The 13,027-nt window shown below is 70.9% G+C and carries 12 protein-coding genes and 1 other RNA gene; 11 read left to right on the top strand and 2 right to left on the bottom strand.

Features of this window, described 5'->3' with window-relative positions:
- Positions 1-33: 33 nt before the first annotated feature.
- A complete protein-coding gene (locus ACLQ29_RS01155; RefSeq protein ID WP_425769808.1) occupies positions 34-1,137 on the bottom strand; it encodes a hypothetical protein in 1,104 nt (367 codons plus the stop codon).
- A 486-nt stretch (positions 1,138-1,623) separates the two neighbouring features.
- Between ACLQ29_RS01155 and pruA the strand changes: the two genes are divergently transcribed.
- The 10 genes from pruA (at position 1,624) to ACLQ29_RS01105 (ending at position 10,409) form a co-directional block, all read left to right on the top strand.
- Positions 1,624-3,252 (top strand): L-glutamate gamma-semialdehyde dehydrogenase, encoded by a 1,629-nt coding sequence (pruA, locus tag ACLQ29_RS01150; RefSeq protein WP_425769807.1) that lies wholly within the window; start codon positions 1,624-1,626, stop codon positions 3,250-3,252.
- A gap of 176 nt (positions 3,253-3,428) precedes the next feature.
- A complete protein-coding gene (locus tag ACLQ29_RS01145; protein WP_425769806.1) occupies positions 3,429-3,944 on the top strand; it encodes a PadR family transcriptional regulator in 516 nt (171 codons plus the stop codon).
- 121 nt (positions 3,945-4,065) lie between these two features.
- Positions 4,066-5,187, top strand: a complete 1,122-nt coding sequence (prfB, locus tag ACLQ29_RS01140; protein ID WP_425769805.1) for a peptide chain release factor 2 — start codon at positions 4,066-4,068, stop codon at positions 5,185-5,187.
- Positions 5,188-5,305: 118 nt separating this feature from the next.
- Positions 5,306-5,986: a cell division ATP-binding protein FtsE gene (gene ftsE / locus ACLQ29_RS01135; RefSeq protein ID WP_030331491.1), complete on the top strand. Its 681-nt coding sequence runs from the start codon at positions 5,306-5,308 to the stop codon at positions 5,984-5,986.
- A 67-nt stretch (positions 5,987-6,053) separates the two neighbouring features.
- The gene (gene ftsX / locus ACLQ29_RS01130) at positions 6,054-6,929 is read left to right on the top strand and encodes a permease-like cell division protein FtsX (protein WP_425769804.1); all 876 of its coding nucleotides are present in this window, start codon (positions 6,054-6,056) and stop codon (positions 6,927-6,929) included.
- Between the two features lie 140 nt (positions 6,930-7,069).
- Complete coding sequence (gene smpB, locus ACLQ29_RS01125) at positions 7,070-7,549, top strand: SsrA-binding protein SmpB (RefSeq protein ID WP_393366712.1); 480 nt, start codon at positions 7,070-7,072, stop codon at positions 7,547-7,549.
- A gap of 104 nt (positions 7,550-7,653) precedes the next feature.
- Positions 7,654-8,029, top strand: a transfer-messenger RNA (tmRNA) gene (gene ssrA, locus ACLQ29_RS01120).
- A gap of 73 nt (positions 8,030-8,102) precedes the next feature.
- A complete protein-coding gene (locus tag ACLQ29_RS01115; RefSeq protein WP_425769803.1) occupies positions 8,103-8,777 on the top strand; it encodes a hypothetical protein in 675 nt (224 codons plus the stop codon).
- Between the two features lie 140 nt (positions 8,778-8,917).
- A complete protein-coding gene (locus ACLQ29_RS01110) occupies positions 8,918-9,406 on the top strand; it encodes a hypothetical protein (RefSeq protein WP_393366716.1) in 489 nt (162 codons plus the stop codon).
- Between the two features lie 46 nt (positions 9,407-9,452).
- The gene (locus ACLQ29_RS01105) at positions 9,453-10,409 is read left to right on the top strand and encodes a hypothetical protein (protein ID WP_425769802.1); all 957 of its coding nucleotides are present in this window, start codon (positions 9,453-9,455) and stop codon (positions 10,407-10,409) included.
- 29 nt (positions 10,410-10,438) lie between these two features.
- On the opposite strand, the gene mdlC is transcribed toward ACLQ29_RS01105, so the two are convergent.
- Entirely contained in the window at positions 10,439-12,034 is a 1,596-nt protein-coding gene (gene mdlC / locus ACLQ29_RS01100) for a benzoylformate decarboxylase (RefSeq protein ID WP_425769801.1), read from the bottom strand.
- A gap of 320 nt (positions 12,035-12,354) precedes the next feature.
- Between mdlC and ACLQ29_RS01095 the strand changes: the two genes are divergently transcribed.
- Complete coding sequence (locus tag ACLQ29_RS01095; protein WP_357098712.1) at positions 12,355-12,945, top strand: YqgE/AlgH family protein; 591 nt, start codon at positions 12,355-12,357, stop codon at positions 12,943-12,945.
- Positions 12,946-13,027 lie beyond the last annotated feature (82 nt).

Genomic DNA, 13,027 nt, shown 5'->3' with positions numbered 1-13,027 from the left:
TGGCGCGAGCCGGGCGTCATTCGCCGCACGGTGTCAGCGGGCCGGATCCGCCTTGGCCGGGTCGGCGTCGAACGCCTCGGCCGGGTCGAACGCCTCGGCCGGGTCCGGCTCGTCGTCCTCCGGGTCGGCCTGGTTCGTGACGGTGTCCGGGTTGGCGGCTGGTTCGTCGTCGTCGGTCTGGGCCGGGCCGAGCGTGCGGCCGAACGCGACAAGCGCGGTCAGCGCCCCCACGAAGAGCACCCAGATCCCGTTGTCCACCCGCGAGGTGCCCAGCGAGGTCTGCGCCACCGCGTCCGCCTCGCTGAGTGCGCTGGCCAGATCGAGCAGTGACCGGCCGCCGACTCGGATGATCACCTCGGCGAGCAGCAGCAGCAGTCCCGGCCCGGCGCCGGCGAGCAGGTACGCCGGCCAGCGCAGCGCCACAGCGGCAGGATCGCGGCGAACCGCCCGCCGCCGCGCCCAGCTCAGGTAACCGAAGGCGAGCAGCCCGGCGAGCAGCCCTGCGACGAGCGACTCGGTCCGGGACACCCACTTGGCCGCGTCGACCACCGACTGTTGGCTGTCGCCGGCCCCGAAGAGGTCGAACAGCGGGTCCCGGGCCTGGCTGAACGCGACCACGAAGACAAGCGTGCTCAGTGCGGCGGTCACTACCGCACCGACCGCCGGGGCGGTCCGCGCGGCGGCCACCGCGCCACCGATGATCGCGGCGGCCGCGGTGGTGCCGGCGATCACGTTTGTGATCGAGGTGTCGGAGTAGGTGAGGTTGATGGCAATCGCCGCCGCCAGCCCGACGAGCATTCCGCCGCCGATCGCCCCGGCGAAGCGCAGGGTGGCCCAGTCGCCGTACCGGCGGGCCAGCAGGTTGCCGCCGGCCAGCGCGACGGCCGCCCCGCACACGAGCGCGGCCGAGATCACGCCGGGCAGGGCGAACGCGGAGAGACTGATCGCGGTCACCCCGGCCGCCGCCGAGCTGATGGCCTGCCGGGTGGACCAGAGCATGGCGGCCAGCCAGCCGAGGGCCAGCAGCGCGAGCACCGCCGCGCCGGGCGCGGGCAGCGGCCGGCTGCTCGGGCTTGCCGCGGCGGCCGCCGGCTCGTGCGACTCCGCGGCCGGGACGCGGCCGGGCTGCTTGGTCATCGTCTCCCCTTCGAGGCGGCAGGTCACCGACCATTCAGGGTACGCGGCTCCGCTGGGCGTGCCGCCGCCGCGCACGACGGCGACACCGGCGGCCCAACCGGTCCCGCCGAGGCCCAGCCCGGCGCGGAGTGGGGCCCGTGCGAAGCGCGGCACGGCTCTGCGCGCGGCGCGCGGCACGGCTCAGCGCGCGGCGCGCGGCACGGCTCTGCGCGCGGCGCGGTGCCAGAGCACCGCCCGACGCGGGGGTGAGGTGGGGCGCGGGAGGCGTGCGGGTTGCCGGATCGAACCCGGTCGGTAAGGGGAGGAGGGGTGGGCCGGTCCTTGGTGGAAGGTGATGGCGGAGGCAGGGTGCGCAGCCCTTCGTGGGAGAATTACGGGAGGTCCCGCCGCTGCTCGGCCCTCCCGTGCGGCGACAGGTGTCCGGCCGCCCGGTCGGTGCCCGCGGGTCCGGTTTCGCCACTGCTGTCGAGATCGCCAGGAGCCTTGATGGATGCCGTGTTCTCCGTTCCCGAGCCGCGCAACGAGCCGGTTCGCAACTACGAGCCGGGCAGCCCCGACCGGGACCGGCTCCAGCGGCGGCTGACCGAGCTCGCCGCCGAGCGCATCGACCTGCCGATGACCATCGGCGGTGAGCAGCGGATGGCCGGCGGTGATCCGATCGACGTGGTGCAGCCGCACCGGCACGCGCACGTGCTGGGCGTGACCGGGCACGCCACCCACGACGACGCGCGCGCCGCGGTCAAGGCGGCCAAGGATGCCGCTCCGATGTGGCGTGCGTTGCCCTTCGAGGAGCGGGCGGCGATCTTCCTGCGCGCCGCCGAGCTGCTCGCCGGCCCGTGGCGCGACACCCTCAACGCCGCCACCATGCTCGGCCAGTCGAAGACCGCGATCCAGGCGGAGATCGACGCGGCGTGCGAGTTCATCGACTTCCTGCGGTTCAACGTGCACTTCGCGCGTCGCCTGCTGGAGGAGCAGCCGGCGTCCTCGCCCGGCGTCTGGAACCGCTTCGACCACCGCCCGCTGGAGGGCTTCGTCTACGCGGTCACCCCGTTCAACTTCACCGCCATCGCCGGCAACCTGCCGTCGGCGCCGGCCCTGCTGGGCAACACGGTGGTCTGGAAGCCGGGTCCGACCCAGCAGTTCGCCGCGCACTTCACCATGCGGCTGTTCGAGGCCGCCGGCCTCCCGCCCGGCGTGATCAACATGGTCACCGGCCGGGGCGAGGAGGTCTCCGACGTGGTGCTCGCCGACCCGGACCTGGCCGGCATCCACTTCACCGGCTCGACGAAGGTCTTCCAGCAGTTGTGGCGGACCGTTGGCGACAACATCTCCCGTTACCGGGGCTACCCGCGTCTCGTCGGCGAGACCGGCGGCAAGGACTTCGTGGTCGCGCACCCGAGCGCCGACGTGGACGCCCTGCACACCGCGCTGATCCGTGGCGCGTTCGAATACCAGGGCCAGAAGTGCTCGGCGGCCTCGCGGGCGTACGTGCCGCGCTCGATCTGGGAGGGTGGGCTGCGTGACCGGCTCGCCGCCACCGCCGACTCGCTCACCTACGGGGACGTGACCGACTTCGGCAACTTCGGTGGCGCGGTGATCGACGACAGGGCGTTCGCCCGGCACACCGCCGCGCTGGAGCTGATCGGCGGCGACGACTCCTGCCGGGTGCTGGCCGGTGGCACCGCCGACGACTCGGTCGGCTACTTCGTCCGGCCGACGCTCTTCGAGTGCGGCGATGCCGCCCACGAGACCTTCACCACCGAATACTTCGGGCCGATCCTGGGCGTGCACGTGTTCGACGACGCCCGGTTCGACGACGTGGTCGCGCAGGCCGAGTCGATCGCCCCGTACGCGCTGACCGGCTCGGTGTTCGCCACCGATCGCCGGGTGGTCGACGCGGTCGCGGAGCGCATGCGGTACGCGGCGGGCAACTTCTACATCAACGACAAGCCGACCGGCGCGGTGGTGGGGCAGCAGCCGTTCGGCGGCGCCCGGGCCAGCGGCACCAACGACAAGGCGGGCTCCTGGCTCAATCTGGTCCGCTGGGTGTCGCCGCGGACGATCAAGGAGACCTTCGTGCCGCCGACCGACCACACGTACCCCCACATGGGCTGACCTGCGGCGACGACCCGCCGGCGGCGCGCGCCGCCGCCGGTGGGTCGGCCGGGGCCGCGATCCATCGATAGTCCTCAACGGACAGTCTGCCGCCGACAGTGCACTTAGGAAGTCCTGTTGGGTGGCAAACCGGCAAATCCTGGACGCCGGGTGCGCAAAGTGGCAGCGTAGGGGGCATGGCGGATTCCGGAGTCAACCCTACGGCGGCGGCCCTGCTCGGCCTCCTCCACGAGGGCCCGATGACAGGTGGTCAGTTGATGGCCGCTGCTGAGCGCCGTCTGGCGCCGTACTGGTCGATGACGCGCAGTCAGGTCTACCGCGAGTTGCCGGTGCTGGCCGAGCGGGGTTTCGTGCGGCTCGGGAAGCCGGGGCCGCGGATGAGCCAGCCGTACGCGCTCACCGCCAGCGGGAAACGGACATTTTCCCGCTGGTTGGCCGAGAATCCGGGGCGGGACACCATCCGCAACCCGATAGCGCTGCGGATGGCGTTCGGCAACCTGCACTCCGCCAGCCAGCTGAAGGGCCTGTACGCCTCGGCCAACGGATACCACACCGAGGCCCTCGCCCAGGTCCGCGAGCAGGTGAAGAACGCCAAACGGGATGGGGAGACGTACGACGCCAGCGCGCTGGAGTTCGCCGTCGCCTATCACCGGGCTGCCCTGTCCTGGTTGAAGACCGCTCCGGTCGGGTGATCTCCGCCCGCGTCGCCCGGCGGGTCCGTGCTGCTCGGCGCGGGGTGGCGGAGTGTCGCTTTCGCGCCGGACCGCGGGGCTCGCAAGCTCAATCGTCGTTCGCGCAGTACGCTTACCTGTCGTGACCGCTGCCGATTACGCCGAACAGCTCAAGGAACTCGACGCGACCCTGCGAAACATCGAGGCCGTCCTCAACCTCGACCGACTCTACGAGGACAAGGCGCGCCTGGAGCAGGAGGCCTCGGCCCCCGACCTGTGGGACGACCAGGCCAAGGCTCAGCAGGTGACCTCGCAGCTGTCGTACGTCAACGGCGAGATCAGCAAGCTGGGCAGCCTCCGGTCCGGCCTCGACGACGCCCAGGTGCTGTTGGAGCTGGCCGAGGCCGAGGCCGACCCGGGCGTGCTGACCGAGGTCGAGTCGGAGATCACCGGGTTGACGAAGGCCATCCAGGAGATGGAGGTCCGCACCCTGCTCTCCGGCGAGTACGACTCCCGGGAGGCGTTGATCGCCATCCGCGCGGGCGCCGGTGGCGTGGACGCCGCGGACTTCGCCGAGATGCTGCTGCGGATGTACCTGCGCTGGGCGGAGCGGCACGGCTACCCGACCGAGGTCTACGAGACCTCCTACGCCGAGGAGGCGGGTCTGAAGTCGGCCACCTTCGCGGTCAAGGTGCCCTACGCGTACGGCACGCTCAGCGTCGAGTCCGGCACCCACCGGTTGGTCCGGATCAGCCCGTTCGACAACCAGGGCCGCCGGCAGACCAGCTTCGCGGGCGTCGAGGTCCTGCCGGTCACCGAGCAGACCGACCACATCGACATCCCGGAGAACGAGGTACGCGTCGACGTCTACCGTTCCTCCGGTCCCGGTGGGCAGAGCGTCAACACCACCGACTCGGCGGTCCGGTTGACCCACGTCCCGACCGGCATCGTGGTCACCTGTCAGAACGAGAAGTCCCAACTGCAGAACAAGGCCTCCGCGCTGCGGGTGCTCCAGGCCCGGCTGCTGGAGCGCAAGCGCCAGGAGGAGCAGGCCAAGCTCGAGGGGCTCAAGGAGAACGCCGCCGGTTCGTGGGGCGACCAGATGCGCTCCTACGTCCTGCACCCGTATCAGATGGTGAAGGATCTCCGAACCGAGCAGGAGACCGGCAATCCGAGCGCGGTGTTCGACGGCGATCTGGACGGTTTCATCGAGGCCGGCATCCGTTGGCGTAAGCAGCGGCAACTCGCCGGCGACGGAGCGTAACGACACGCGGGCGGAACGCGTCGTCGATCTCCAGGTAGAGGCCTGATTCGACGACTCGTGCCGGATCGGCGGGGCGTGGGGCTTGGCTCAGTTGTTACACCGCGTAGACTCACCACCCGTGATTCAGCTTGAGCAAGTGACGAAGACGTACCCGAAGGCGTCCCGGCCTTCGCTCGACAACGTGTCCGTCTCGATCGAGAAGGGCGAGTTCGTCTTCTTCATCGGTCCATCCGGCTCCGGCAAGTCCACAATCATCAAGATGCTGCTGCACGAGGTCGCCCCCAACAAGGGCCGCGTCGTCGTCAACGGCAAGGACGTCACGTCGATGCGTTCCTGGAAGCGACCCCACTTCCGGCGCTCGATCGGCTGTGTCTTCCAGGACTTCCGGCTGCTGCCGAACCGCACCGCGTACGAGAACGTGGCGTTCGCCCTCGAGGTGATCGGCAAGACCAAGGCGGTTGCCCGCCGGGTCGTGCCGGAGGTGCTGGAGCTGGTCGGGCTCGGTGGCAAGGAGCACCGCTACCCGCACGAGCTCTCCGGTGGTGAGCAGCAGCGGGTCGCCGTCGCTCGGGCGTTCGTGAACCGTCCGCTGATCCTGCTGGCGGACGAGCCCACCGGAAACCTGGACCCGGACACCTCGATCGAGATCATGCGCCTGCTGGACCGGATCAACCGCACCGGCACGACCGTCGTGATGGTCACCCACGACTCCAACATCGTCAACCAGATGCGCCGCCGCGTCGTCGAGATCGAGAGCGGTCGTATCGTGCGTGACCAGGCCCGCGGCGTTTACGGGTGAGCCGGCTCTCCACCCCTGCGCAGCCTGACGACGAACACTTCATGCCGGAGACCCGGAGGAAATCCCGATGCGCGTGAAATACGTCCTGTCCGAGGTACTGGTCGGACTGTGGCGCAACGTGACCATGTCCATCGCGATGATCATCACGATGGCGGTCTCGCTGACCATGCTCGGCGCCAGCGGTCTCATGTACCGCCAGGTCGACGACATGAAGGTCACCTACTACAAGAACATCCAAGTCTCGATCTTCTTGAAGCAGGAAGTGAGCGAGCAGGAGCGCACCGACCTCAACGCCAAGCTCGACAGCGACCCCCTGGTCAAGGATGTCGTCTACGTCAACAAGGACGAGGCGTACAAGAAGTTCAAGGTCATGTACCAGGACGCGCCCGACCTGGTCAACGTGGTCAAGCCCGACCAGCTGCCCGAGTCGTTCCGGCTCACGCTCAACAACCCGGAGCAGTACCGGGACATCTACGAGCAGTACAAGAACAGCGCGGGTGTCGACGAGATCATCGACCAGAGTCGACTGCTCGACAAGATCTTCGACATCCTCACCTCGATCCAGAACATCGCCCTGGCTGCCGCCATCGTGATGGCGATCGCCGCCCTGCTGCTGGTCGCGAACACCATCCAGGTCGCCGCGTACAGCAAGCGGCGTGAGGTGGCGGTCATGAAGCTGGTCGGCGCGTCCAACTGGTTCATCCAGGCGCCGTTCGTGCTGGAGGCCGTGGTCGCCGGTCTGATCGGCTCGCTGCTCGGCCTGGTGGCATTGGTCGCGGCGAAGTATCTGCTCTTCGACCGCTCGTTGAGCGCGCTGCAGGGCCTGCTCTCCCCGATCTCGTGGGGCGACATCCTCGTCATCTTCCCGCTGATGGCCGGCGTCGGTGGCCTGATCAGCGCGGGCACCGCCTGGATCACCCTGCGCTTCTACCTGCGGGTCTAGGGTCGTCCCGTCTCCTCAAGGACCCTCTCGCCGCCGGAAATAAACGGCGCGGGAGGGTCCTTGTGATTCGGGTAGCATGATCGGTTGTCCGGCCGAGGTGAGTTCGGCGCGCGGGCAGCGGAGGAGAGGGGGTGGCACCGATGCCACGGGAAAAGGGGCGCAAGGTGGTCGCCTCCAACAAGAAGGCACGCCACGACTACGCCATCCTCGACACGTACGAGGCCGGCATGGCGTTGACCGGGACCGAGGTCAAGTCGCTGCGGGCGGGGCGGGCGTCGCTTGTCGACGCGTTCGCCCAGGAGCGGGACGGCGAGCTGTTCCTGCACGCCATGCACATCCCGGAGTACACGCAGGGCACCTGGACCAACCATGAGCCCCGGCGTACCCGCAAGCTGTTGCTCAACCGGGTCGAGATCGACAAGCTCGTCGGCAAGACCCGCGAGGGTGGTCTGACGATCGTTCCGTTGCAGGTCTACTTCTCCGACGGCTGGGCCAAGGTCGAGATCGCCCTGGCCAAGGGCAAGAAGTCGTACGACAAGCGCCAGGACCTCGCCAAGCGGGACGCGGACCGGGAGATCGCCCGGGTGTCGGGTCGACGCGGCAAGGGAATGGACGACTAGTTCATCCTTTTCGTCCGGGTCGGCGTGCCGGCCCGGGGCTCGGGATGAAAGCTGTTGCGGGAGGCGTTAGTCTTGTCAGTGCCGCCACATCGGTGGCCTGTCGAGGGGGTGACTGGTTTCGACTTCGTACGCAGCGACAGGGGAAGCGAGCCGAGGAAGCCGACGTCGTCTCGAGAATCGGTCGTCGGAACTTTATAAGCGCCAATAACAATCGCGCTGACTTCGCTCTCGCCGCCTGAGGCGAGTAGCTAAGTCTGTCGGTCTGGGAACGCCTTCGTCCCAGTAGCCGGCATCAGCTAGGAGGCTGGCCAACCGGACCCGGTCGCGGGGTCCGTGCGGCGAGATTAATCAGCGACTGGGCCCGTCACACCAACTTGCTCGCGTGAGCGGTGGGGCCGAGTAGAGGCACAGCGAGCTGCGCTCGGAGAAGCCCTGACAAACCGGCGAAGGACCCGGGTTCGATTCCCGGCACCTCCACCACCTCGAGCGAAGCGCCCCGGCCCACCAGCCGGGGCGCTTCGTCGTGTACGCGGGTTCGCCTACGCTGCCCCCTGTGACGAACCAGGAGCTGCGCCTGTCGGTGGGTGCCTCACCCGCGCAGCGCACGTGGGCGGTGGTGGTGGGCGTCTTCATCACCGCCGTCGCGTCGGCATTCGTGGTGCTGCCGCTGATCGCCGGCGGCGTGCTGGGCCGGCTGTCCGGCCCGGGTGACCCGTTCTCCTCCTATGAGGAGGCCCGCGACCTGCCGCCGGGGATGCTGCCACCCGCGCTGCGGGACGGCGGCGCGGAACAGGCCGGACCGAGCCCGTTCATCGGGCTCTGCGGCCTGCCGTTCGTCCTGCTCGGCATCTACCTCGTGCTGCGGGTGCTCCGCACGGCCGCCTGGCTGGACGGCAGCCACGTCCGGGTCCGGGGCGCGCTTCGGACCCGCCGCGTCGACCTCGCCACCGCCCGGATCGACGCCGCGGCGCTGTCGGATCGGGAGGCAGCGGACGACTTTCCGGCGGATCGGCGACGGGCGCCCGCCATCATCGCGACCGACCACCCGGAAGGACGGCGAGTCACCGTCCCGTTGCAGGGAATGGGGCTGACCAGCCTCCCCCCGTCCGAGTTGCGCGCGCTGGCCGACGCGATCACGACGGGCCGTCCCGTCGACGGTCGGGACGGCGACGCGCACGCCGTCGCCCGCCAACTGCGCCGCCTCGCGGAGCACCCCCAGCTCGGCTGAGCCGCGGTATCCGCTCCCACTGGGACGTGCGGGACTCCTGAGACCGATGGGGCAGATGAGCATCCCCCGGGGCCTTTACAGGCCCGGCCGGGCGGGCTCACCATCGCGGTATGGGGTAGCAGCACAGCGCGGGAGGTGCCATGGTCACCGGTCCGGTCCAGCAGTCGTCACTCGTCGCCCGGCCGTCCGCCGCACCGCACCACCCCATCGGGCTGCCCGGTGAGCCACGCCCGGCCGGGCTGGCCGGAGACGTCCACGCGTTCGGCCGCGCCGTCACCGTGCCCCCCACCGAGCCGCGCTGGCGGGAAGAGATCCTGCACCGGCTGCGTCCGGTGGGGCACGGGTTCGCCGAACACGTCCGCGCCACCGAGGGCCCGGGTGGCCTCTACCGGGAGTTGCTCACCCAGTCGCCACGGCTGCACCACGGGGTGCGGGTGCTGACCCGGGAGCACGCGGGGATCATCGCGGCGATCCTCGCCGTCCAGCGGGTCGCCGAGCGGCCCGAGGTCGATCCCGACGAGCTGCGGCACCGGGCCGGGCACCTGCTGCGGAGGTTGGCGCGGCATCGGCGGCGCGGCGCCGACCTGCTCTGGGAGGCGTACCAGACGGACCTGGGCGGCGAAACCTGAGCAGTCGACCGGGAACCGGGGGGTCGGCGGTGGCGTCGAACCGTACATGCGTCGACCAGCCCTGCTGCTCGTACTCCCGTTGCTGTTCACGGCGGGCTGCGCCGCGCCCGTCGCGGATCCGGCCGGCGGACCCCGCAGCCCGTCGTCCCACGCGCAGGCGTTCGAGAAGCGGGCCGCGGAGGTGGCCGGGGCGTGGCGACCCGGCCCCGACTGGAGCACGGGGTACGTCCCGCTGGAGGGGCCCACCGTGCTCACCGGTGACCCGCGCTTCACCCCCGACACCGAGGCCGCCTACCTGGCCGGGTGGTACCGGGCGTCTGTCGCGATACCGCCAACCCGGGTCGGCGCCGAGATCCGCTTCCCGGACGGACGGCTGACGCTGCCGCTGGTCAGCGCCGCCGAGGCGTACCGGCAACTGGACCAGGGTGATCCGCTGCCCTGCCCGGGGCGACCCAAGCGGACCGGCCGGCCGACCCCCGGCGGCCCCACAGTCGAACCAGGGCCGGACGGATGGGCCACAAGCAGTGCGACGCAGACGGCCTGTCTCTCGCTCACCGTCACCGCTGTCACGTTCGGTGCCGTGCCGGTCCGCACGAGCCGGGGTACGGCGCAGGTCCCGGCCTGGCTGTTCACCATCAAGGAACTGGCCACCCCGGTGGCCCGGCTCGCCGTCGCGCCGACCGCGGTCACGCCCGTTCCCGAACCCTCCGCACCGGCCCGTCCGCTGGCCGACGGTCTGGTGGGCGCCCAGAACATCCAGGCGGTCGACGATGCCCGGATGACCGTGCGGCTCGGCGTCGGCGCCTGCGACACCGGCATCACGCCGCTGGTGTGGGAACGGCCGGACGTCGTGGTGGTCGGCGGCAGCGTCACCCGGGCCACCGGCGAATGCATCGCCGTGCTCAAGCTGGAACCGGTCGCCGTCACCCTGGGCGCGCCGCTGGGCGCCCGGCCGGTCCTGGATGTCGCCACCGGAGCACCCCTGTCGATCGCCCCACGCTGACCGGGCGGCACCGGAGCCGACGGGCCGGTTCAGAGGATGCTGGGCACGTCGGTGCTGATCGGCACCGGCAGCACTGTCGGCCCTTCGGCACCCAGCCCGGTGGCGAGCGCCGCGCCGAGCTCATCGGGCGTCTGAACCACCTCGGTGAAGCAGCCGTAGCCGGCGGCGATCGCGACGATGTCCAACCCCGGCAGGTCCAGGCCGGGCACCCCGGGAGTGTCCTTCAGCTCGGCGAACGCCTTCAGGATCGCGTACTGCTGATTGACCGGGACGACGACCACGAGCGGCAGTGCGAGACGCGCGGCGGTCCACAGCGCCTGCACGGAGTAGTGGAACGAGCCGTCGCCGATGACCGCCACCACCGGACGACCGCGCCCGGTGTCCCGCTCGGCGAGCGCCACCCCGACCGCGGCCGGCAGGCCGTAGCCGAGGCCGCCGCTGGCCATCGTGAAGTACGACGCCGGGCGGCTGATCCGCAACTGCCGGCGCAGTGCGGACAGATTGGACGGTGACTCCTGCACCAGCACGCCGTCCGCCGGCCAGTGCGCGGCCAGCCCGGCGAACAGGGCGTCGGCGCTCAGCGGGGAGGTGATCTCCGGCCGGGTCGGTGCGTCCCGGGGTGCGGGCGGTGGCCGGTCGGCCGGCGGCACCCGGTCCAGCAGCGCGGCGAGGGTCAGCCCCGGGTCGCCGAGCAGGCTGTCCCCGACCGGTGCGCGCGCGGCCTCGTCGGGGTCGTCGGTGACGTGCAGCAGCCGGGCGCCGTCCGGTAGGTGGCCCCCCGGCACGTAGGGGTAGTAGCGGAACACCGGAGCGCCGACGACGAGCACGGTGTCGTGGCCGCGCAGCGCCTCGGCGAGCGGACCGATCGCGTACGGGAGCACCCCGCGAAAGTGCGGGTGGTCCTCCGGGAACACGGCGCGTTCGGGTGCGGGAGCCGACCAGACCGGTGCGGCCAGTCGCTCGGCGAGCGCGACGGCGGTCGGCCAGCTACCGGAGCGGTCCACCCCCGGCCCGTACACCAGCACGGGGTTGTCGCTGCCGGCCAGGACCCGGGCGAACTCGTCGAGCCGTTGCGGGTCCGGCGCGAACCGGGTGGCCACCGTTCGCGGCGCGGGCAGCGGGTCGGCCGGCTGGGCCCAGTCGTCCATCGGCAGGGAGAGGAAGACCGGCCCGGCCGGTGGCTGCACCGCCGTCGCGTACGCCCGCAGCACCGCCGCGGGGATGTCCTGCGCCCGGGCCGGCTCGTAGGCCCACTTGACGTACGGCTGTGGCAGCTCGGTGGGCCGGCGGCTGGCCAGTCGGGGTTCGAGCAGCAGCATCTCCCGGGTCTGCTGGCCGGCCGTGACGATCAGCGGCGTCTTGTTGTGCCAGGCGGTGACCAGGTTGCCCATGCCGTTGCCGGTGCCCGGGGCGGTGTGCAGGTTGACGTGGGCGGCTGTCCCGTTGGCCTGGGCGTAGCCGTCGGCCATCGCGACAGCCGTCGCCTCCTGGAGCGCGTGGACGTAGTGGAAGTCGGCGGGGAAGTTCTGCAGGAACGGCTCCTCCGTCGAGCCCGGGTTGCCGAAGACGGTGGTCATGCCGAGGGTGCGGAGCACGTCGTACGTCGCGTCCCGGACCGTTGCCATCGCCACCCGCCTCCGTGTCGCGGGAGGGACGACAGCAGTCGTCCCTCCCGATCAGCCGAATCTATCGGGATGTGACGGACCTTTCGGCTGTTTCCCGCGGGCTCCTCCGGCCAGCCGCGCCCGTGCCTGGTCAGGGCATGGGCGCGAACAGCGAGCTGTCTTAACTGTCAGCTCACCTGCCGGTCAGCCCTTAGCCAGCACCCGGGACGCAGGCTATGGTGCCAGGCATGGCGTTGACAGCACGGCTGATCTCGATGCACCGGGCGGATCCGGCAGATGGCCGATCCGCGGCGCGGGCTCACGGTTGACGGGTGTGTGGGATGCAGGGAGAGGGTCAGGCGATCGGCGGACGAGCGATGGAGTCGATGACCGGGCGGCTACTGGTCGCGACTCCGGCGCTCAAGGACCCGAACTTCGACCGTACGGTGGTGCTGCTTGTCGCCCACGAGCCGGGCGGCGCGCTCGGCGTGGTGCTGAACCGGGCCACCGAGGTGCCGGTCGCCGAGGTGCTCGGTGACTGGAGCGACCTGGCCCGCTACCCGGCGGTGCTCTTCGAGGGCGGTCCGGTGCAGCCCGACTCGGCCATCTGCCTGGCCCGCATGCGGCACCCCATGCGCCGGCTGAAGGGCTTCCACCAGGTCTCCGGCGCGGTCGGCACGATCGACCTCTCGGTCGACCCGGAGCGGTTGCGGGAGAGCATCGGGGGCATCCGGGTCTTCGCCGGCTACTCCGGCTGGGGCAGCGGCCAGTTGGAGCAGGAGATCGCCGACGGCTCCTGGTTCGTGCTGGACGGGCTGCCCGGTGACGCCTTCGTCGACCGGCCCGACGATCTGTGGCCGATGGTGTTGCGCCGCCAGGGCGGGATGATGGCGGCGGTCGCGCACTTCCCGCCGGACGTCGCGCTCAACTGACCCGGCCCGGACGGGGGACCCCCGCGAGATGACCATGCGGGCCCGTCTGTGTATAGTTTCCCAGTGCCCGGGCGACCGGGAC

The sequence above is a fragment of the Micromonospora sp. DT228 genome (assembly GCF_049841595.1).
GTDB lineage: Bacteria > Actinomycetota > Actinomycetes > Mycobacteriales > Micromonosporaceae > Micromonospora.
This window is presented reverse-complemented; position numbering and strand designations above follow the sequence as displayed.

Coding starts and splice junctions, on each gene's coding strand:
- ftsX (WP_425769804.1), top strand. CDS start 6,054: ATGCGCGTGAAATACGTCCTGTCCGAGGTACTGGTCGGACTGTGGCGC.
- ACLQ29_RS01155 (WP_425769808.1), bottom strand. CDS start 1,137: ATGACCAAGCAGCCCGGCCGCGTCCCGGCCGCGGAGTCGCACGAGCCG.
- mdlC (WP_425769801.1), bottom strand. CDS start 12,034: ATGGCAACGGTCCGGGACGCGACGTACGACGTGCTCCGCACCCTCGGC.
- pruA (WP_425769807.1), top strand. CDS start 1,624: ATGGATGCCGTGTTCTCCGTTCCCGAGCCGCGCAACGAGCCGGTTCGC.
- smpB (WP_393366712.1), top strand. CDS start 7,070: ATGCCACGGGAAAAGGGGCGCAAGGTGGTCGCCTCCAACAAGAAGGCA.
- ACLQ29_RS01105 (WP_425769802.1), top strand. CDS start 9,453: ATGCGTCGACCAGCCCTGCTGCTCGTACTCCCGTTGCTGTTCACGGCG.
- ACLQ29_RS01095 (WP_357098712.1), top strand. CDS start 12,355: ATGCAGGGAGAGGGTCAGGCGATCGGCGGACGAGCGATGGAGTCGATG.
- ACLQ29_RS01145 (WP_425769806.1), top strand. CDS start 3,429: ATGGCGGATTCCGGAGTCAACCCTACGGCGGCGGCCCTGCTCGGCCTC.
- ACLQ29_RS01110 (WP_393366716.1), top strand. CDS start 8,918: ATGGTCACCGGTCCGGTCCAGCAGTCGTCACTCGTCGCCCGGCCGTCC.